The sequence below is a fragment of the Bradyrhizobium sp. CAR08 genome (assembly GCF_052871955.1).
In genome coordinates this window covers 206,195-222,510 of sequence record NZ_JBIXJX010000004.1, presented here as the reverse complement: position 1 = coordinate 222,510, position 16,316 = coordinate 206,195, and the positions used below count along the sequence as shown (strand labels likewise).

Below are 16,316 nucleotides of genomic sequence, written 5' to 3'. Positions count from 1 at the left end.
GCGAGTGGGGGCTCGCACGGCAATGTTGCTGTGTGGTCAGGCGGTCGGCGGCGTCGCGTCGGGCGCCGTAATGGTCGGCGCGTCGATAGACGGCAGGTCGGCATCGGGCTTGGCGTCGACGACCGGCGTGGTCGTGGCCGGCGGGGCGACGGTGGTCGCGCCCGGGACTGCAGCCGTCAGGGCGGCGGCATCGGCGGCCATCTTCGAGGTGATGGCGCCGATGTTCGCGATGGACTGCGAGATCAGCGCGGTATCGCCGCTCTGATTGGCAGCGGCGGCCGCGGCCAGTTGCGCCTGGACGGCGGTGTCGAGCGCTGCGAACCCCGACGTCAGGGCAATCACCGCGTTATTGAGGTCTTGGGCTTGGGACATGAGTAGTCGTTCTCCTCGTAGGACTTGGCTCAGCATGTGCTTCAGTTCATTCGCCCAGAGCGGAGCCGTCTCCCGGGGCGGATTCCAGAAAGTGCGCAGGAAGGATGCGAGCATGGGTTACTCCGCTGCTTGTCGCGCCGCGCCGCGGACGTGGCCGTCCTCGATGACGACTGCGGTGGGCCGGTCGGAATTCACCGTCTCGGCGATCACCATCAGGTTCTGTTCCTCGGCCAGACGGACGAGGGCCTGCCACGAGTCATCATCGAGCAACGCGGCGTTCTTGGTGGTGATGAACCGGAGGCGAGGTTGCAGCGCGACGGCGATCGCGATGGCGAGGCTGAGCTTCTGGGCCTGGCTGCCCTGGCTAAGCGGGTGGCCGTCGAGCAGGATGGCGCCGTCGCCGAAGGAAATGCCGGGGAAGGGCATCTTGGCTTCCGCGACCGCTTTTTCTTTGGCGGTGTCGCGGTCCTTGATCGCCCTCGACAGCGCCTCGGATTGCTTTTCGAGGACGGATGCTTCGGTCTCAAGCCGGGCCTTGTCCGCGCGCCCGCGTTCCGCAGCGTCGAACCGCGCGTTCGCCTGGCGCGCCGCATCGATCTTGGCCGCGAGATCGCCGGTGTCGACAGCGGTCGGACCATCGCCGGCCTCAGCAATCTCCATGCGGAGACGGGTGGCTTCGTCTTCCTTTGCACTGGCTTCGGCGTTGAGGCGCTCGATCTCCTGCTGGAGCGCGGCGACACGAGCCGTCAATTCCTCGGCGGCATGGTCGAGGGCATCCGCACGTTGCCCCTTCGAAGCTTGCTCGGCCCGGAATCGTACCGCCGCGGCGTTCTTCTCGCCGGCCGCGGCGAGCTCGGCGACCAGCGCCGCCTCATCCTGGCGGGCTGTCGGCGCGGCGATATCAAAAACGATGGCCTCGGCGCGCGTGCGCAGGGCCTTGGCGTCGCGGTTAACGTCGGTCCGGGTCTTGAAGTCGTCGTCATTGGCTTTGGCAATGGCATCGAAGTCGACGCCGGCAACGAATTTCTTGAGCAGATCGAACTGCTCTTTTGGCTTCATCGCGATGAAGTCCAGCGGATCGCAGCTGAGCGGCCCGATCATGTTGTTCAGCATCTTCTGCGGGTTTTCGAACCGGGCGCCGCCTTCACCCTGGATCATCAGGCTGGTGGAGTAGCCCTTGTCGTTGTCCGCCTTCTTGATCTTGCGTTTGACGCTGTATTTGACCCCGCTGTCATCGCCGATCCCGACGAGGATGTTTCCTTCCTCCGCGCCGTCATGGATCGGATCCGGCGGGATCATTTTCTCACCGCCAAACGCGCACCACAGCGCGTCAATAACCGACGACTTGCCTTGCCGGTTCTTACCGGTGAGCTCGACGACCTTGCCGTCAGGGCGGATGCGCACCGCGACCACCCGTAGGACGTTCTCAATATCGAGGCTGAGGATGCGGAGGGAGTCGTCAGACATGATCGGTCCTATTGCGCGGCTGCGTGCCGGATGAAGTCATTGGCGGGCGGCATCGTGCGGCGCACGATTGGCGGCGGCTCCTGGGGAAGTTCGGTGCCGTCCGGCTGGTCTGCGGCGATCTCGCGGACCTGGCGCGGCTGCTCTGGCGCGGCCGCGGCCACGGCGGCCGGCTGTGTAGTCTCGATTTCCCGCACCAGTTTTGCGAGCCGTTCGACCGGCGCGACGGGCGCCGAGACGCGGTCCCGCGTCGTACCATCACCGCGGACAGTGGCGTCCACGCGCTGACGGACTGCGGCCATCCCATGCTCGGCGTCCTGTGCGCGATCGGCGATCAGCATGATCTGCGCCTCGAGATAGGCATTCCGATCAAGCAGAAGCTTGTTATTGGCCAGCGCGGCGTCGAGATCGGCCTGGAGGTCTTCCCGACGCATGTTCGCGGTGTTGAGCAAGGTCGTTGTTGTCGACAACTCGGCCTCGACGGTCCGCAATGCGTCGACATCCGCCGCCCAAGCGGTCGAGAATTCCGTCATCGCGCCGGCAAGACGCGTCAACGTTTCTGGACTCATCATGGGCCGGTGCTGATCAACCATTAATCGAGACCTCAGAGATGCGGCGCCGTCGCGGTGACGACCGAAAACACGAACAGGACGATGGCCGTGAAGGCCGTGAACTCACGCACGAACGTCATTCAAACTCTTCCTCGTCTTCGTCTCCCCCGAACCAGAACGAGGCGACGGCGGCTAACCCGATCGCAATGACGAGAGCGACCACCGCAACGATAACAAGCGCAACGCCGACAGCGGTGCTCACGCCGAGCACCAGTCGTTGTTGATGCCGGCAAGACGGGAATCGAGCACGGTCTCGCGCGCCAGATCCTCGGCGGACGATCGGCGCATGTCGCAGCTGGCGGGCTCGGCAAGGAACGCCTCGACGATCGCGTAATATGCCTCGCGTTCCGGCGCCGGCGCAGCCTCGATCTCGGCGCGCGACGCAAACATCAGGCTGACGCCAAGCGGGCGCACGCATGGCTCTGCCACATTCATGGAGTCACCAATTCTGGACGCGGCAACGTCTCGGCTGCCGCCATCCGTAACGGAATGATGGTCGCGGACTCGCAACGGAACACGCGCGCGCGGTCGGCCGCGCAGATCTGGAGCTCAGCGAAGCTCTTGATGGTGTCTTCGAGCAGATCGCTGGCGTCCGAGGGGCCATTGCCAGCTTTTGCGGCCATCGCCTGCAAGCGCGCGATGTTCATCTGGATCGTTTTCTCGAGCCAGGCGGCACGGAATCCGAGGTCGTCAATGATCTTTTGGGTATCAAGTGCGATCATGCTGCCGCCACCTCCTCAACAATCGCGGTGGCGGGCTGAACCTCTTCGATATCGAAGGTGACGCCCTCAGTCTTGTGCAGGTGCGACGTCGAGATCGCCATCGACTTTCGTGCGTTGAGTTCGCCGGTTCTTGAGAATCCGGACATCGACCAAGCTTTGCCGCTCGCTAGCCGACCGCGCGCGAGCCAAGCATGAGTGCGCGCCGCGCTGCATCGGCTCGGTGAAGTAATCGTCTCTCCATTGCTGAAGGTCGCGATGTACTTGGTCATGAGGCGCCTCCGTTGCGGCGAGAGACTGCGATGTTGCGTATCTGGCGGCGATCGCGCTTAGCCTGGGCTGCTGCCTTCGCGTCGTCCGGGCTGAACCGCTTTTGGCCTTGGAAGACAACGACGCCTTCCTCGCGCACGGTTTGGTAGCGGTTCTTCAGCGCGACAAGCTCGCCGTCGGCGTCGCGCACATAGCGCACGACATAACCGGCCTCGTCGTCTGCCTCGATCACGTCCCGCATGGAGCGGCCATCTACCGTGACATCGAGGGTCATGAAGAACTTCATCCAGAGACGATCGCCGGAGGCTCGGATCAGCATTTGCTGTCCTCCAAAACCCGACGGCCAAGCGTCTTCATCGCCTGCTGCGCCGCATGGCGGTAGCCGTGGCAGAGGAGCGTGCGGCCGGCGTCATCGAGCGCGTTCTCGAGCTCGCCGCAGCGCTCCCGAAGAGCCTCCTTCTCGCTCGAATTGATCAGTCCGCAGATGAGGTAGCCGAAGCCTCCCGCGAGGAAGACGAAGACGGTACCGGTGACGAGGCTGATCATGGCGCGGCCCTCCGCAAGTGCCGACGCCGGATCTTCCCGGGTCGGGCGGGGGCCTTGAACGTCTTCACGGACTCCACGCGTCCGCTAAACTCGATGGAGGTACCGTCATCGGGGCTCTGGCGTCGGTCGAGCACGATGTCGACACGGACCCGCACCGTCTTGCCGGCGGCGATCCGCTTGGCCAACGCCGCTCGACCGGACCGAACGCCCAGAATGGCAAAGCGCGATGTGAAAGGGGCGGTCTTCAAGGTCAAGTCTCCCGTGGCGAGCGGAAGAATACCATTTTGGTATTTACTGTCAATACCAGTGTGGTATTATTTTTATTGCGACTGGCCCGGCGGAGGTTTACCCCTCAAATCGCGGGACGCTGGCGCGCTTCTCAGGGAATCATCACCATTGGCAGGTCGCGGCTACATCAAGCTTTATCGTTCGCTCTTCCGGCACGAGTTCTTCCGGCCGGCAGCTTTCTCGGAACGGGAGGCCTTCACCTGGATGATCGCTGAGGCGGCATGGAAGCCGCGACAGCGTCGCTTCGGTCAGTTCTTCGTCGACCTCGAGCGCGGCGAGCTTGCCGCTTCCCTTCGTTTTCTGGCCGAAACTTGGGGCTGGAGCGTAGGAGCGGTGAGGGGCTACTTGGGTCGATGCGAGAAAGAGGGAATGATCAGCACACGCTCTGACAAGGGTGTAACCGCAATAACAATCTGTAATTACGATATTTATCAGGGCGATGATCAGGCAGATGACACGGTCGACGACAAAGTGCCAGCACAGCCCCAGCACAGTCCCAGCACAGCGTCAGCACACGGCCAGCACAAAACAGAAGAAATAAAACATTCAAGAAAGGAAGAAGGGGAAGAGGATCAGGGCGCGCTCGGCCTTGCGGCCGAGCTTCCAGCCGAAGGTCCCCTCGTTCCAGCGGTGCGGAAGCCGACGAAGCGGCCACGACAGGAGAAAATACCCATTCCGTCGGATTGGTCGGCCGTCGGTGAGGACTGGCAATACGCGACCGAGCGCGGATTCAATTCGCAGACTATCCCGATCGAGGAGGAGAAGTTCCGGCTGCACTTCCTCAAGACCGGCGAGAAGCGGCCAGGCTGGAGCCTCTCGTGGAAGAGTTGGATCGTGAAATCCCTCGAGTTCAAAGCGGAGAGGGCAGCCCGCGGGGCTGGACCGAGCGGCAGTGCGCGGCCGAACCGTGCGGAGACTGCGGCGATTGGCATGCTGTCGGACCTGAAGGAGGAGGATTTCCATGGGCGATCTCGTTGAGTCCGGCGGTGGTGGGCTGCCGGAGGTCCGGACCTTTGAGCGCTTGGACAGAGCTTGGGGCGAGCTCGATGCGGTCCGCACTGCCGTGGCAACGGCGTACGAACCGACCGCGGGATTACTTGTCCAAATCGATCAGGCGCTGGCCACGTCTCGCCAGCACGCTTCCGAGATTGCGGACGCGGCGGAGCCTGTCCCCCGCGGCGTTCTGGCGCTGCATTTGACACTGCTGATGAGCGCCTACCCGAACTCGGGGCAGCAGAATGCGAAGGCCTATGGCCGCCTGTTGCGCGAAGACGTGCTTTCGCTCGAACCCGTTGCTGGAGCGATCGATCTGGCTTGCCGGCGGTGGCGACGGAAGTCGCGGTTTCTGCCGGCCATCGCCGAGATGATGGATGAGGTGCGCTCAGCGCAGTCTCAAATCGAGGGCGCGGTAGAATTCGTGCGGCGGCTGCCTGCGTTGCGCGCGGAGATGGCAAGCAAGATCAGTTCGCCTTGATTGGAAGCGGCAGCGCGCCGAAGGTGCCGTAGTTCGGGACGAGGGTGCACATCCAGCCGCCTGCATCGAGCCGCAGGCATGATGCCAAGATCTGGAGCGCCGGGTTTGGATCCGGGACGCGGATGTAGAACAGCTTGCGGTCGCCGGTGGTCTTTTCGCCGATGAGGCTGGTGTTGTGGTGGGCGAAGTAGGGCGCATATCGGGCGTTCATCGCGCGCTTCACGGAATCGAAATCGAGCGACGCCGATGCCGGTGCCGCGGCGACCTTGTCGAAGCAGGCGAGGCGTGCCTTCTCGTCTGCGATCACCTTGCAGTCTTCAGCCAGCGCGCCGGCGCCGCCAAGACTGATCAGGCATGCTGCTGCGAGGAGTGATCTCGACGTTGAAGCCGCGGCCGCCGACGCCGCGACAGCGCGAGCAGAACAGGTGAGCGCCAAGAGTCTCGACCGTCGTGTCTTCGGCGATGCCGTACAGCGCGAGATCGGCCCGAGTCCAGACCGCACCGTGCCCGCAATCGGAGCAGGAAATCTCGAGAAAAGGCTGTGATCCAACAGTTCGTATACTCGCTGCCCGCATTTACGCCGCCCATTTTTATCGTTGTGCGGCATCATTGAATCCGTTCTTGCGGGAGTCGAATCCATTGTTTTCTGGACCAATATATTGGGCTCAGTCGAACTCCACGCCCACGATCCGGTGGATACTGACGACGTCGCCAGCCGGAAATCGTATGACGCGATCTCGCCCCGGCGGTGGGTTTTCCTGCTCGAGCACCAGTTCCTTGCTCGAGAAGGAAATGAAGCGCTTTGCGTAGCCCTCGTTCACGCCCTCGACATCGGTCCGGATTTGCACAACGACCAGGTGCCCGCGCCGGTAGGGTCTGCTCGGATTGACGTAAAGCTTGTATCCTTCTTCGATCACCGGCGACATGGAGTCGCCGACGGCCTCAACGCAATAGGCCTCGACCACAGCCTCCAAACTCGGAGGCCGTAAGATCTCGCCAACTTTTTCCCCGTTCAAAACGAATTTTCCTTCGCGCCCTCCCGCGGCCCTGCCGTAAATCGGCAATGTTTTCCGGGGGTACCTCACCTCTCTCTTCCCGGGCGCGACATTCGGGGTAACGTTAACTTCGTCAAGACCAATATAAGTTGAGCTTGCGGGATGGTTACCGGAAGTCGTTCCGCCATCAGAGGGCGGCTTTAGGAGATCCTCTGGTTCCTTTTTAAGCGCAGACGCGATCTTCTTGAGCCAATCGATTGTCAGTTTTCTTTGACCATTCTCGAGACGATTGATCTGCGGTTGCGACGTCCCCACCAACCTAGCGAGTTCATGGTCGGGCATTCCGGCCGCTTCCCGATGGGCCGCCAAAAAGTTGGGTTTATGCTTCATCTTAGACTTTTGAGTTACCGGACTCATACCAATTTGGTAATCCACCGGAACCACGTTGTCTAAAACCAGTTTGGTATTATCGGCTTGCGACGTGAATACCATTATGGTATTCCGCTCTCATGAAGCTCAGCGACTGGATCACCCGCGAAGGTCTCAGCCACCAGGAGGTGGGTGATCGCATTGGAAAATCGCAAGCGGCTGTCAGCCGTTACGTCGCCGGCAAGCGGATGCCGGACGAGGAAACCCTCATCAAAATCTTCGAGGTGACCGGAGGCGAAGTCAGCCCCAATGACTTCGTAGCCCTTCCTGATCTGGCGGCGGCCGAAGGCGAGTCCGACGAACCGGTCGAGGGCTAAATCATGGCCCTCCCAACCGTCTATTTCGCGCGCGCCGGCCACGACGGACCGATCAAGATCGGATACACCGCCAGCGATCCGCTCGATCGTGTCGGTGATCTGCAGACTGGTTGTCCGTGGCGGATCACCCTTATCGGCGCCGTCTCCGGTACCACACAGGATGAGGCGCGGCTTCATGCGCTCTTTCCGCATTTGCGGCTCGAAGGCGAATGGTTCCGCCCAGAGCCCGAGCTCATTGCGGCGGTGGACTCTCTTCTCGCCGGAACATTCGAATGGCCCGCGGAAGTAGCCGAACCACGCGTGCTGCCTGAGCAACCGGACATCAGCGACATTATCTGGGCTGCCGGTGGTCCAAATAGGATCTCGGCGGCATCCGGCGGGCGAGTGACGCCCGACGCCATTCATAAGTGGAGGCGCAACGGCATTCGGGATTGGCACTGGGCATTGCTCATGTCGCTCTGCGACGTCTCGGTGGAGCAATTTTACAAGGCAAATCTCGCGGCCGCCCAGTCTGCTGCCGAACTGCGTGTGGCATGAGGCCGTCATGAGGGCAGCCTTCCGCATCCCGCGCGCAATGCCATCGCCTTGGCGGCCAGCCGCCCGGCTTGGTCAAGCAATTCCGGTGTCCGGACTGCCCAATGCGTGTCGGTACGGCCGGCAGCGTGCGCCAGGAGCTTTTCGGACAGGCGGTCGAGCATGACCGCCACACATCCCCTCGGTACAAGACCGGCATCAATCAGCATTTGCACGATCGCATCGAAGGATTCCTCCGCGATCAGCATGCGCGTTCCCGCCAGGGCGGCGCGCGCCCAGTCGTCGTCTTTCATCGCAACCGGCGTCGCCGGTGCGCACTCAAGTTGTTTCAGAGCATAGGAGGTGTTTGCCATGGGGGGAGCATCACTCAGCATCGCGGTGAGTGCAAACAGGGGTGCCGAACGATCGTGCAGCACCGATTGCACGAACGTGCGGTCCAAGAAATTCACCGCTGAAATCATTCGCATTTGTCAGAACGCGATCACCGGCGGGAGCTTCCGTAAGGTCCTCGCAGACCGTGCAAAGTGCTCCCTACGCACCATCGACAACTGGATTTCGAGCGATCGGACCATCCAGATGGAGCAGTTCTTTAACTTGCTCGAGGCTGCCGACGGCACTGCTTGCCTCGAGGCTCTTTGGGAGCACGTGCCAGAGCGCGTGCGTGACCGCTTCTTCGAAGCTGAAGCGCTTCGCCGCGCGATCGCCGAGAGGCAAAGACAGCGCGAAATCGAAGACCGCGAGCATCAGGCGCGCTTGCGCCAGCTCAACATGGATCTTTCTAAGAAGTGACGTACGCGCCGCGCGGCTCGCGGCTGTCCCCGATCTCATAGGCTTCTCGTGTTCGATTTCCTCGCCGACCTTGCAGTGCTCGCCGGCAAAGGCTGCATCAAGCGCTCTGAACATCACACAGCAAAGCGCGACGAGTGGATGACCAGCGCCGAATGGTGGTCGGACGTTGCTCGCTGGTGCAGGTTGAGAGGATCCAAAACGCTCGCTGATATCCGGGCTGAGAGGACATCGCGATGCCAGTCCTGACTTGGTCGGACGATCGCATCGAGCAACTGAAGAAGCTCTGGGAAGCCGGGTTGTCGGCCAGCCAGATCGCTGCTGAGCTCGGCGGCGGCATCAGCCGCAACGCGGCAATCGGCAAGATCCATCGCCTCGGGCTCAGCGGCCGCGCGAAAGGACACCCGGGGCCAAGCAAGCGCCAGACGAAGCCGCCGCGCCCGCTGCCAGGTCCGTCCCGACGCGTCGTCGCGCTCCGCAAAGCGATCGAGGAAGCGAGCAGCGACACCCACGCATCCAACCTCGAGGCCGCGGCCGAGTTCGACCCCTCGGTTATCTCGGTGTCGGATGCCGAAATTCCTGCCGAGCGGCGCGTCTCATCGATCCTCGATCTCGAGGAACATCACTGCCGCTGGCCGGTCGGTGAGGTGGGGACTCCGGGTTTCTTCTTCTGCGGCGGCAACAAGCTGGACGGGCTCCCGTACTGCGCGGGCCACTGTCGGGCTGCCTACCAAAGCCCGGCAGAACGCCGTGAGGGGTCGCGCAACGTCTCCGAGGAAGAGCGGGCGCGCCGTTCCGCACGCATGAAGCAGATGCACGCGACCAGGAGGGCAGCATCCGCATGAGCCAGGTCCTCCTCGACTACGCCCGCAAAGAGATCATCTGCTCTCTCGCCATCGTCGAGAATGCTGCCGGCAAGGAGATGGTCCATCTCATGGTCGAGGCGCATCTCCAGGCGCTGTCGACGTATCTGCGTGGTTCGATCGGTGCCGAAGCTGCATTCGAGGTTTTCTCGCGCTACGCCGACGAAATCATTCAGCCGGCGGTCGACGCCGGGGCGGTGCGGTCATGATGGGACTCACCGAGCGCCAGGCGGAATTGGTTGCTTTTGTCCGCGCGCAGGTCAAACACCGCGGCATTGCTCCATCCTACGAAGAGATCCGCGAGAAGATGGGTCTCGCGTCGAAGAGCGGCGTTTGCCGGCTGATCGACGGGCTGATCGAACGTGGCGCGCTGGTGCGCCTGCCGGGCAAAGCGCGAAGCTTGGCAGTGCCGACGGATGCCGAGCCTGACGCCTTGTCGCTGGATCCGCTGCCTGAGGTGCGGCGTGCGATCGACGTCTATGCGGCCGAGCACAACATCAGCGCAAAAACCGCCTGCGAGGAGGCGTTGCGCGCCTATTTCATGGAGGCGGCCGCGCGATGACCGGCTGGTTCTTTGACCCATTGCCGATGTTCGGGTTCGATGTCGTGGACATCGATCCGCCGACGGAGTTCAAACTCCGCTCGAAAAACGGCAACAAGAAATCAGCTTCCGCTCAATACAAAATCATGTCGTGGGAAGATTTGGCGCAGCTGCCGGTTGGGCATCTTGTTCGCGGCAACGGCATCATTGCTCTCTGGGCAGCCCCGCCGACGCTGAAGAAGTCGTTGTGGTTGCTTGATCGGTGGGGCGCACGGTTTAAGACCGAGCTCGTTTGGCCGAAGGGCCGCATGGGTACCGGCTATCGCTCGCGCGGGATGCACGAGTCTGTTTTGCTCGGGGTGTTCGGCGATGAGCATCAGATCCACGACGCGCTATACGGCGAGATCAAGGGTAAGGCGCGCGGGCACTCACAAAAACCGATCGAGTGGTATCAGCATCTCCGTGAGAAGACGCCCGGCCTCGAGAGATTGTGCCTCTTTTCTCGGGAGAACCATCAAGGCTTCACTCATTGGGGTGACGAGGTCGGCACCATTGAAGTCGGCGCCAGGGTGCCGCCGCGCCGCCGCAAGAAAGAGAAAGAGACTTCCGCGGCCCCGCTCTTCGACGATGGAGCGGTGGCATGAGCGAGACCAAGATCTGCTCCCGATGCCGGACCGAGAAAGAACTTGCGGCGTTCTACATTAACCGGCGCTACGCGGCCGGCTATACAGCGCGCTGCCGAGATTGCGTCAAGCAAGCTGCGAAGGAATGGGCGTCCGAGAATCCGGACCGACGCCGCGACGTTCGCCTTGAGTGGAATGGCCGAAACAGAGCGCAAAAATGTGCATCCTCCGCCGCCTTACGCCAGCGCAAGCTCAGCGAACCTGGCAGTACGCTCCGACAGGACGATCGTGAGCGAGTAAAGCGGTGGCGTGCAGCTAACCCGGAAAAGGCCGCCGCCGCAGAGGCTCGGGCGTATCGAAAGCGCTGCCATGAGAGGCCCGAAGTTGAGAAGGCACGTCGCGCTCTCAACCGTGATCGCATGCTGGCACATCCTGTTCGCAGTATTGCCTGTCGGTTGAGTGGTAGCGTGCGGTCCGCGATCAAACGGCAGTCGACCAAGTCAACTCGCACGCTCGAACTGATCGGGTGCTCCATCCCGCAATTCATTGCGCACATTGAGCGCCAATGGCTGCGGGGAATGTCTTGGGAAAACTGGGGCCAAGGAGAAGGCTGCTGGCATCTCGACCACAGAAAGCCAGTTAGTTCGTTCGACTTGACGGACGCGGCTCAGCTGGCCGCGTGTTTCCACTACACCAACCACCAACCGCTGTGGGCAATCGAGAACCTTCGCAAGGGGGCGAGAGACCCGATCGAGTTCGCGCAAGCGAACGGACTCCTTCTTTAACCAGCAACCGGAGAACTTAATGACGATCCCAGGAAAGAATGAGCCCGGCCAGGCCGCGCTCGATGCCTCCAACCTCTCGAGGATCCGCCAGGCACAGTCCGACGCGGCCGCCAAAAATGAGGAAAACAACACCGTCAAGAATCGGCTGCGCGGCGTATTCGCGCAGACCGCGCAGCAGGGCCTGCACAATGAAGCGGGCAAGCTTGCTCTGAAGCTGGTCGAGGGCGGCGACGACGCCATCAACGAGTTCTGCGAGATGGTGCGGAAGTGCGGCGCCTATGTCGGGTATCTCGGCAAGGTGCTCAGCCCTCAACAGTTCGAACTCTTCGGCATGGCGGGCCTGGGTCCGACACCGGAGGACGAGCGCGCCAAGATTGAAGGACGCGCCGCCGGCTTCCGCCTTGATGGCGAGCCTCTCTCAACCGAGACGGATAGCCCGTACGACATTGGGTCGATCAAGGGCCAGGTCTGGCTGCGCGCATTCAGGGACGCGCGAGGCGAACGCGACACGGTTCTTTCGATGCCGCCGCCGGCACCGGAGGGTGGCGAGCCCGCGTCCAAGGGCGATGGCGCCGAAGACGGCGGAGCGTAGCCCCGACGAGACGACCCGCAGCAATTCCGCGAACGGTAAATGAGGAGAGGAAGTGATGAAGAACAAACCGTTTCTGTACGACATCAAGGCCGACGTGAAACTGAAGGAGAGCAACGAAACGGGAGCCGTCATCGGCCGCGCCGAGTATGAGGATTCTGCCAACTCCTACCTGATCCGGTACCGCGCCGGTGACGGCCGACAGACAGAAGCCTGGTGGGCCGAATCCGCCATCGGTCCGGCCTGATTGCCATGGAGATCCTGGGCCTAGACGTTGCGACTACCACCGGCATCACTTTGCTGGACGGTGAGCGCTATGCCTGGGCCCGGGCGTTCCGGTGGGAAGGGAAGTGCTCCGGCGAGATATTCAGGCACTGCCGGAAGACGCTCTACAGGATCATCGAGGACAACCACGTCAAGCATGTTGGCGTGGAGGAGCCACTTCGCACGGACATCGAGATCGGCACAGGAAAGCTCGATCCCGACACCGGTCTCGTGATCAAGACGCGGCCGCCGATGCAGACGTTCCAGCGCATCTACGGACTTTGTGCGGTCGTCGAAGAAGTCTGCGCCGCTCACGGCGTCAAGCACCACTATGTCAACCAAGGGACATGGCGGAAGGCGTTTACCGGAAACGGCAAGGCGTCGAAGGACGACTCGCTCCTGCTGGCGCAATGCATCGACAAAACAATCACATCACTCGACGCCGCCGAGAGCCTCGGCGTGGCTTGGTGGCTTCGTGGCCACCTCGACAAGCGCTTCGCAGCGCCCCGCGGCGATCTGTTCGAACCAAAATTGGCACCAACCCGGAAGGAGACACCATTTTGAGCACGTCATTCAAGGCAGTCCTTGAGCATGCCGCTCTAGTTAAAGCGCTAGCCCGCGTCACGCGCGTGGTCGAGAAGCGCAACACGATCCCGATCCTCGGGAACGTCCTCATTGAGGTCCAGCAGGACAAGATCCTTCTGAAGGCGACCGATCTCGACCTAGAAGTGATCGACATGGTGTCGGCACAGGTTGCCGCGAAGGGGGTGACCACGGTACCCGGGGGTCTCCTGCATGACATCGTCCGCAAGATGCCGTCCGGCTCGCAAGTCACGCTTGAGCAGGACGAAGCCAAGAACGTCGTGATCGTGAAAGCGGGACGGTTTCGCTCGTCCCTCCAGACGTTGCCGGACGCTGACTTCCCGAACCTCTCAGCTGGCGACATGACGCACTCGTTTATGCTGAAGAGCTCGGAACTTCATCGGCTGATCGCGCGCATTGAATTCGCCATCTCCACCGAGGAGACACGCTACTATCTCAACGGGATCTATTTCCACACCCGCCGGGAAGGTAACCGCAACACCCTTCGCGGTGTCGCGACCGACGGTCACCGTCTGGCGCGGATTGATCTCGACCTCCCAGAAGGTGCCACCGGCATGCCGGGTGTCATCATCCCCCGCAAGACGGTTGCGGAAGCTGACAAGCTGTTCGGTGTCGGCGACCATGAGGTGCAGATCGAGCTTAGCCAGGGCAAGATCCGGTTCATCGCGGGGGACCTGGTCCTAACCTCGAAGCTGATCGACGGCATGTTCCCGGACTACGATCGCGTCATCCCGCAAAACAACGAAAAGGTGCTCAAGATCCCGCGCGCGGATCTTTCATCGGCCGCGGATCGGGTCGCGACGATTTCGAGCGAGCGCGGTCGGGCCGTGAAGATGTCGCTCGCCGACGGAAAGCTTACGTTGACGGTGAGCAATCCAGACGCAGGCAACGCGGTCGAAGAGATGGACGCGGAGTACACGGCCGACAGCATCGATATCGGATTCAACAGCCGGTACCTCCACGACATCGTTGCGCAGGTCCAGGGTGACACCCTCGAGCTCAACCTAGCGGATCCCGGTTCGCCGACGATCTTCAAAGGCAGCGACGGCGACGCGCTCTACGTGCTCATGCCGATGAGGGTTTAGGAGCATGGCAGTGGATCGCGACGCTCAAGCCCTCGAGCGAGAACTTCACCGCATCTTCCGCAGCTACGGCGTCAACCCGACGGACATTGAAGGCGTCCAGCACGTTGGCATCTGCTCGACCAGACAGGTCGGCGACCATGGCGGGGCTTATGTGCCGTCGATGCCCGCGGTCCGGGTGGCCATCGCGTTGCCGACGCTGGCGCGTGACATCCTGGAGGCGCTGCGTTGAGAAAGCGGAAGATACTTGTCGCCGATCTCCTCTGCGGTGCCGGCGGTTCGTCGACTGGCTGCGAGCGAGCGTTGCGTGATCTCGGACTCGAGATGGAGCTTGTCTGCGTCAACCACTGGGGTGTCGCCCTCGAGACACACAAGAAGAACCACCCCGAGGCGCGGTTTTACTGCCAAGACATCGCAACGGTGCGTCCCCACATCATCGTGCCGGAAGGCTACCTCGATCTGCTGATGGCCTCTCCGACATGCACGCACCACTCCGTCGCGCGGGGCGGCAAGCCGACGTCGGATCAGCAGCGTTCGGATCCTTGGCACATCATCACTTGGCTGACCGAGCTCCGGGTCAAACGCCTCATCATTGAGAACGTTTGGGAGTTTATCGGCTGGGGCCCGGTGGATGCGCGAACCGGCAAGCCGATCAAATCGCGGAAGGGTGAATATTTCCGGGCATGGATCGACACTATCCGTCGGCTCGGCTTTGAACCGGAATGGCGGAAATTGAACGCCGCGGACTACGGCGATGCCACGACCCGCCAGCGCTTCATCCTCATGGCACGAAGCGACAACAAGAGCGTGCACTGGCCGGTGCCGAGCCATACCAAGACGGGTGACGGAAAACTCCTGTTCCCCGGGATGAAGCCCTGGCGGCCGGCCCGGGACATCATCGACTGGGATCTGAAGGGCAGGTCGATCTTCAACCGGAAGAAGCAGCTAGCTCCCAAGACGCTCGCCCGCATCTACGCCGGCGCCCTGAAGTTTGGCTGGCCCGATCCGTTCCTCGTCATCCTGCGCAACCACATGGATGGCAAGAGCGTGGATGGGCCGCTGCCGACGATCGCCGCGAGCGGAACACATATCGGCCTCGCCCAACCAATCATTGTGAACATGAAGGGGCAGTCGACCGCCACAGGAGCGGACTATCCGCTCCCGACCCAGACGTCGCACGCCGGGCACGTCTATGTCGCGGAACCATTCGTCATGGCCCCGGGCAGTACCGGCGCGCCGCGCGCGACAGACGAGCCGCTGCCGACCATTACTACCGGTGGTGCCGGTGTCGAGGAGCGGCCAGGCTGCGCCCGGCCGATGTTGATCGAGCCCTTCATCCTCAACCGCCATGGCGACAACGGCGGCAACCGCGCTCACGACATCGGCGCGCCGGCGCCGACGGCAAACTGTGACGGTGGCGGCTATCTCGTGGAGCCGTTCATCCTGTCTAGGCATGCCGAGGGCGCGCCGCGCTCGGTCCACGAGCCCACACCAACCCAGGTGGCCAAGCAGAGTCACATTCTGATCTCGCCCTACTACGGCTCGGGATCTGGGGAGACCTGCCAGTCAGCCGAGGAGCCGCTCCCGACGGTCACGTCCAAGGGCAGGTTTGGCATGGTGGTGCCGGTCACCCACACCCAAGGTGGCAACGTGGCGCGCGACGTCCGCGACCCGCTGCCGACCCTTACGACCGCCAAGGGCGGCGAGTTCGCCATGGTCATGCCTGTTACACACGCTGACCGGTCCGACCGCGTCCGCGATCCCGCTGAGGATCCGTTGCCGACGGTCACCGGCGCCAACCGCGGCGAGCTCGCGTTCATCGCGGCGCAGTTCGGCGAGCGGGAAGGGCAGCCCCCGCGGGTGCACGACGTTGAGCAGCCAACGCCTGCGATCTGCGCGACCGGGCACATCAACCTCGTCGAGGCGACTCCTCAGTTCGACATCCTGTTCCGGATGCTCGAACCGCACGAACTCGCCGCGGCGATGGGCTTCAACAGTGAGGAAGCCGAGTACGAGTTTGCCGGCACCAAGACCGAGAAGATCAAGCAGATCGGCAACGCGGTGTCGGTCGCGAAGATGAAGGCCTGTGTCTCCGCAATTATGGCAGATGCAGAAATGCGCAACGTAGAAGCGGCCGCGCCGAAACGCGCTATCGCCTAAT

At 62.4% G+C, this 16,316-nt stretch carries 27 protein-coding genes and 1 pseudogene; 16 read left to right on the top strand and 12 right to left on the bottom strand.

What is annotated here, in order from left to right; all coding sequences use genetic code 11:
• Positions 1–36: 36 nt before the first annotated feature.
• From ACIPUD_RS11140 to ACIPUD_RS11100, 9 genes are all read right to left on the bottom strand, one after another.
• A complete protein-coding gene (locus ACIPUD_RS11140) occupies positions 37–372 on the bottom strand; it encodes a hypothetical protein (RefSeq protein ID WP_446480651.1) in 336 nt (111 codons plus the stop codon).
• 117 nt (positions 373–489) lie between these two features.
• Positions 490–1,839 carry an AAA family ATPase gene (locus ACIPUD_RS11135; RefSeq protein ID WP_446480650.1) on the bottom strand — a complete coding sequence of 450 codons (1,350 nt, stop codon included), beginning with the start codon at positions 1,837–1,839 and terminating at the stop codon, positions 490–492.
• Between the two features lie 8 nt (positions 1,840–1,847).
• A complete protein-coding gene (locus ACIPUD_RS11130) occupies positions 1,848–2,408 on the bottom strand; it encodes a hypothetical protein (protein WP_446480649.1) in 561 nt (186 codons plus the stop codon).
• 115 nt (positions 2,409–2,523) lie between these two features.
• Positions 2,524–2,649: a hypothetical protein gene (locus ACIPUD_RS11125; RefSeq protein ID WP_446480648.1), complete on the bottom strand. Its 126-nt coding sequence runs from the start codon at positions 2,647–2,649 to the stop codon at positions 2,524–2,526.
• Positions 2,646–2,861, bottom strand: coding sequence for a hypothetical protein (locus ACIPUD_RS11120; RefSeq protein WP_446480647.1), 216 nt, complete (start codon positions 2,859–2,861; stop codon positions 2,646–2,648). Before ACIPUD_RS11120 ends, ACIPUD_RS11125 begins: the two co-directional genes overlap by 4 nt.
• 17 nt (positions 2,862–2,878) lie before the next feature.
• Entirely contained in the window at positions 2,879–3,169 is a 291-nt protein-coding gene (locus ACIPUD_RS11115) for a hypothetical protein (RefSeq protein ID WP_446480646.1), read from the bottom strand.
• Positions 3,166–3,438: a hypothetical protein gene (locus ACIPUD_RS11110; RefSeq protein ID WP_446480645.1), complete on the bottom strand. Its 273-nt coding sequence runs from the start codon at positions 3,436–3,438 to the stop codon at positions 3,166–3,168. Before ACIPUD_RS11110 ends, ACIPUD_RS11115 begins: the two co-directional genes overlap by 4 nt.
• Positions 3,435–3,755 carry a hypothetical protein gene (locus ACIPUD_RS11105; protein ID WP_446480644.1) on the bottom strand — a complete coding sequence of 107 codons (321 nt, stop codon included), beginning with the start codon at positions 3,753–3,755 and terminating at the stop codon, positions 3,435–3,437. Before ACIPUD_RS11105 ends, ACIPUD_RS11110 begins: the two co-directional genes overlap by 4 nt.
• Positions 3,749–3,982, bottom strand: coding sequence for a hypothetical protein (locus ACIPUD_RS11100; protein WP_446480643.1), 234 nt, complete (start codon positions 3,980–3,982; stop codon positions 3,749–3,751). Before ACIPUD_RS11100 ends, ACIPUD_RS11105 begins: the two co-directional genes overlap by 7 nt.
• 213 nt (positions 3,983–4,195) lie before the next feature.
• On the opposite strand from ACIPUD_RS11100, the gene ACIPUD_RS11095 reads away from it, so the two are divergent.
• Together ACIPUD_RS11095 and ACIPUD_RS11090 are read left to right on the top strand one after the other, a co-directional pair.
• Complete coding sequence (locus tag ACIPUD_RS11095; RefSeq protein ID WP_446480642.1) at positions 4,196–5,248, top strand: hypothetical protein; 1,053 nt, start codon at positions 4,196–4,198, stop codon at positions 5,246–5,248.
• A complete protein-coding gene (locus ACIPUD_RS11090) occupies positions 5,232–5,744 on the top strand; it encodes a hypothetical protein (RefSeq protein WP_446480641.1) in 513 nt (170 codons plus the stop codon). The genes ACIPUD_RS11095 and ACIPUD_RS11090 overlap by 17 nt, the downstream gene beginning before the upstream one ends.
• On the opposite strand, the gene ACIPUD_RS11085 is transcribed toward ACIPUD_RS11090, so the two are convergent.
• Both ACIPUD_RS11085 and ACIPUD_RS11080 read right to left on the bottom strand, forming a co-directional pair.
• Positions 5,731–6,051: a hypothetical protein gene (locus tag ACIPUD_RS11085; protein WP_446480640.1), complete on the bottom strand. Its 321-nt coding sequence runs from the start codon at positions 6,049–6,051 to the stop codon at positions 5,731–5,733. The genes ACIPUD_RS11090 and ACIPUD_RS11085 overlap by 14 nt on opposite strands.
• 358 nt (positions 6,052–6,409) lie before the next feature.
• A complete protein-coding gene (locus tag ACIPUD_RS11080) occupies positions 6,410–7,231 on the bottom strand; it encodes an XRE family transcriptional regulator (RefSeq protein WP_446480639.1) in 822 nt (273 codons plus the stop codon).
• 17 nt (positions 7,232–7,248) lie between these two features.
• On the opposite strand from ACIPUD_RS11080, the gene ACIPUD_RS11075 reads away from it, so the two are divergent.
• Together ACIPUD_RS11075 and ACIPUD_RS11070 are read left to right on the top strand one after the other, a co-directional pair.
• Positions 7,249–7,485, top strand: a complete 237-nt coding sequence (locus tag ACIPUD_RS11075) for a helix-turn-helix domain-containing protein (protein WP_446480638.1) — start codon at positions 7,249–7,251, stop codon at positions 7,483–7,485.
• A 3-nt stretch (positions 7,486–7,488) separates the two neighbouring features.
• Positions 7,489–8,022, top strand: coding sequence for a GIY-YIG nuclease family protein (locus ACIPUD_RS11070; RefSeq protein WP_446480637.1), 534 nt, complete (start codon positions 7,489–7,491; stop codon positions 8,020–8,022).
• Between the two features lie 5 nt (positions 8,023–8,027).
• Here ACIPUD_RS11070 and ACIPUD_RS11065 read toward each other — a convergent pair whose 3' ends face one another.
• Positions 8,028–8,459, bottom strand: coding sequence for a hypothetical protein (locus ACIPUD_RS11065; protein ID WP_446480636.1), 432 nt, complete (start codon positions 8,457–8,459; stop codon positions 8,028–8,030).
• On the opposite strand from ACIPUD_RS11065, the gene ACIPUD_RS11060 reads away from it, so the two are divergent.
• The 12 genes and pseudogenes from ACIPUD_RS11060 to ACIPUD_RS11005 all read left to right on the top strand — a co-directional run bounded on the left by ACIPUD_RS11060 (position 8,449) and on the right by ACIPUD_RS11005 (position 16,315).
• Positions 8,449–8,808: a hypothetical protein gene (locus ACIPUD_RS11060; RefSeq protein WP_446480635.1), complete on the top strand. Its 360-nt coding sequence runs from the start codon at positions 8,449–8,451 to the stop codon at positions 8,806–8,808. The genes ACIPUD_RS11065 and ACIPUD_RS11060 overlap by 11 nt on opposite strands.
• 233 nt (positions 8,809–9,041) lie before the next feature.
• Positions 9,042–9,557: pseudogene (locus tag ACIPUD_RS11055) on the top strand (GcrA family cell cycle regulator); the annotation flags it as partial.
• Positions 9,558–9,646: 89 nt separating this feature from the next.
• On the top strand, positions 9,647–9,877 hold the full coding sequence (locus ACIPUD_RS11050; RefSeq protein WP_446480634.1) for a hypothetical protein: 231 nt from the start codon (positions 9,647–9,649) through the stop codon (positions 9,875–9,877).
• On the top strand, positions 9,874–10,230 hold the full coding sequence (locus ACIPUD_RS11045) for a LexA family protein (RefSeq protein ID WP_446480633.1): 357 nt from the start codon (positions 9,874–9,876) through the stop codon (positions 10,228–10,230). The genes ACIPUD_RS11050 and ACIPUD_RS11045 overlap by 4 nt, the downstream gene beginning before the upstream one ends.
• Complete coding sequence (locus tag ACIPUD_RS11040) at positions 10,227–10,853, top strand: MT-A70 family methyltransferase (protein WP_446480632.1); 627 nt, start codon at positions 10,227–10,229, stop codon at positions 10,851–10,853. The genes ACIPUD_RS11045 and ACIPUD_RS11040 overlap by 4 nt, the downstream gene beginning before the upstream one ends.
• Positions 10,850–11,617 carry a hypothetical protein gene (locus ACIPUD_RS11035; RefSeq protein ID WP_446480631.1) on the top strand — a complete coding sequence of 256 codons (768 nt, stop codon included), beginning with the start codon at positions 10,850–10,852 and terminating at the stop codon, positions 11,615–11,617. The genes ACIPUD_RS11040 and ACIPUD_RS11035 overlap by 4 nt, the downstream gene beginning before the upstream one ends.
• Before the next feature lie 19 nt (positions 11,618–11,636).
• Complete coding sequence (locus ACIPUD_RS11030; RefSeq protein WP_446480630.1) at positions 11,637–12,209, top strand: hypothetical protein; 573 nt, start codon at positions 11,637–11,639, stop codon at positions 12,207–12,209.
• A 55-nt stretch (positions 12,210–12,264) separates the two neighbouring features.
• On the top strand, positions 12,265–12,453 hold the full coding sequence (locus ACIPUD_RS11025; RefSeq protein WP_247455430.1) for a hypothetical protein: 189 nt from the start codon (positions 12,265–12,267) through the stop codon (positions 12,451–12,453).
• Positions 12,454–12,458: 5 nt separating this feature from the next.
• Positions 12,459–13,034, top strand: coding sequence for a hypothetical protein (locus ACIPUD_RS11020; protein ID WP_446480629.1), 576 nt, complete (start codon positions 12,459–12,461; stop codon positions 13,032–13,034).
• The gene (dnaN, locus tag ACIPUD_RS11015; protein WP_446480744.1) at positions 13,031–14,158 is read left to right on the top strand and encodes a DNA polymerase III subunit beta; all 1,128 of its coding nucleotides are present in this window, start codon (positions 13,031–13,033) and stop codon (positions 14,156–14,158) included. Before ACIPUD_RS11020 ends, dnaN begins: the two co-directional genes overlap by 4 nt.
• A gap of 10 nt (positions 14,159–14,168) precedes the next feature.
• Complete coding sequence (locus ACIPUD_RS11010; protein ID WP_446480628.1) at positions 14,169–14,387, top strand: hypothetical protein; 219 nt, start codon at positions 14,169–14,171, stop codon at positions 14,385–14,387.
• On the top strand, positions 14,384–16,315 hold the full coding sequence (locus ACIPUD_RS11005; protein WP_446480627.1) for a DNA cytosine methyltransferase: 1,932 nt from the start codon (positions 14,384–14,386) through the stop codon (positions 16,313–16,315). The genes ACIPUD_RS11010 and ACIPUD_RS11005 overlap by 4 nt, the downstream gene beginning before the upstream one ends.
• Position 16,316: the final 1 nt, after the last annotated feature.

Excerpts from the sequence above, each read along its gene's own strand:
- ACIPUD_RS11140 (WP_446480651.1), bottom strand. The coding sequence starts at position 372 with ATGTCCCAAGCCCAAGACCTCAATAACGCGGTGATTGCCCTGACGTCG.
- ACIPUD_RS11135 (WP_446480650.1), bottom strand. The coding sequence starts at position 1,839 with ATGTCTGACGACTCCCTCCGCATCCTCAGCCTCGATATTGAGAACGTC.
- ACIPUD_RS11130 (WP_446480649.1), bottom strand. The coding sequence starts at position 2,408 with ATGATGAGTCCAGAAACGTTGACGCGTCTTGCCGGCGCGATGACGGAA.
- ACIPUD_RS11115 (WP_446480646.1), bottom strand. The coding sequence starts at position 3,169 with ATGATCGCACTTGATACCCAAAAGATCATTGACGACCTCGGATTCCGT.
- ACIPUD_RS11110 (WP_446480645.1), bottom strand. The coding sequence starts at position 3,438 with ATGACCAAGTACATCGCGACCTTCAGCAATGGAGAGACGATTACTTCA.
- ACIPUD_RS11105 (WP_446480644.1), bottom strand. The coding sequence starts at position 3,755 with ATGCTGATCCGAGCCTCCGGCGATCGTCTCTGGATGAAGTTCTTCATG.
- ACIPUD_RS11100 (WP_446480643.1), bottom strand. The coding sequence starts at position 3,982 with ATGATCAGCCTCGTCACCGGTACCGTCTTCGTCTTCCTCGCGGGAGGC.
- ACIPUD_RS11095 (WP_446480642.1), top strand. The coding sequence starts at position 4,196 with ATGGCAAAGCGCGATGTGAAAGGGGCGGTCTTCAAGGTCAAGTCTCCC.
- ACIPUD_RS11090 (WP_446480641.1), top strand. The coding sequence starts at position 5,232 with ATGGGCGATCTCGTTGAGTCCGGCGGTGGTGGGCTGCCGGAGGTCCGG.
- ACIPUD_RS11080 (WP_446480639.1), bottom strand. The coding sequence starts at position 7,231 with ATGGTATTCACGTCGCAAGCCGATAATACCAAACTGGTTTTAGACAAC.
- ACIPUD_RS11075 (WP_446480638.1), top strand. The coding sequence starts at position 7,249 with ATGAAGCTCAGCGACTGGATCACCCGCGAAGGTCTCAGCCACCAGGAG.
- ACIPUD_RS11070 (WP_446480637.1), top strand. The coding sequence starts at position 7,489 with ATGGCCCTCCCAACCGTCTATTTCGCGCGCGCCGGCCACGACGGACCG.
- ACIPUD_RS11050 (WP_446480634.1), top strand. The coding sequence starts at position 9,647 with ATGAGCCAGGTCCTCCTCGACTACGCCCGCAAAGAGATCATCTGCTCT.
- ACIPUD_RS11045 (WP_446480633.1), top strand. The coding sequence starts at position 9,874 with ATGATGGGACTCACCGAGCGCCAGGCGGAATTGGTTGCTTTTGTCCGC.
- ACIPUD_RS11040 (WP_446480632.1), top strand. The coding sequence starts at position 10,227 with ATGACCGGCTGGTTCTTTGACCCATTGCCGATGTTCGGGTTCGATGTC.
- ACIPUD_RS11035 (WP_446480631.1), top strand. The coding sequence starts at position 10,850 with ATGAGCGAGACCAAGATCTGCTCCCGATGCCGGACCGAGAAAGAACTT.
- ACIPUD_RS11030 (WP_446480630.1), top strand. The coding sequence starts at position 11,637 with ATGACGATCCCAGGAAAGAATGAGCCCGGCCAGGCCGCGCTCGATGCC.
- ACIPUD_RS11025 (WP_247455430.1), top strand. The coding sequence starts at position 12,265 with ATGAAGAACAAACCGTTTCTGTACGACATCAAGGCCGACGTGAAACTG.
- ACIPUD_RS11020 (WP_446480629.1), top strand. The coding sequence starts at position 12,459 with ATGGAGATCCTGGGCCTAGACGTTGCGACTACCACCGGCATCACTTTG.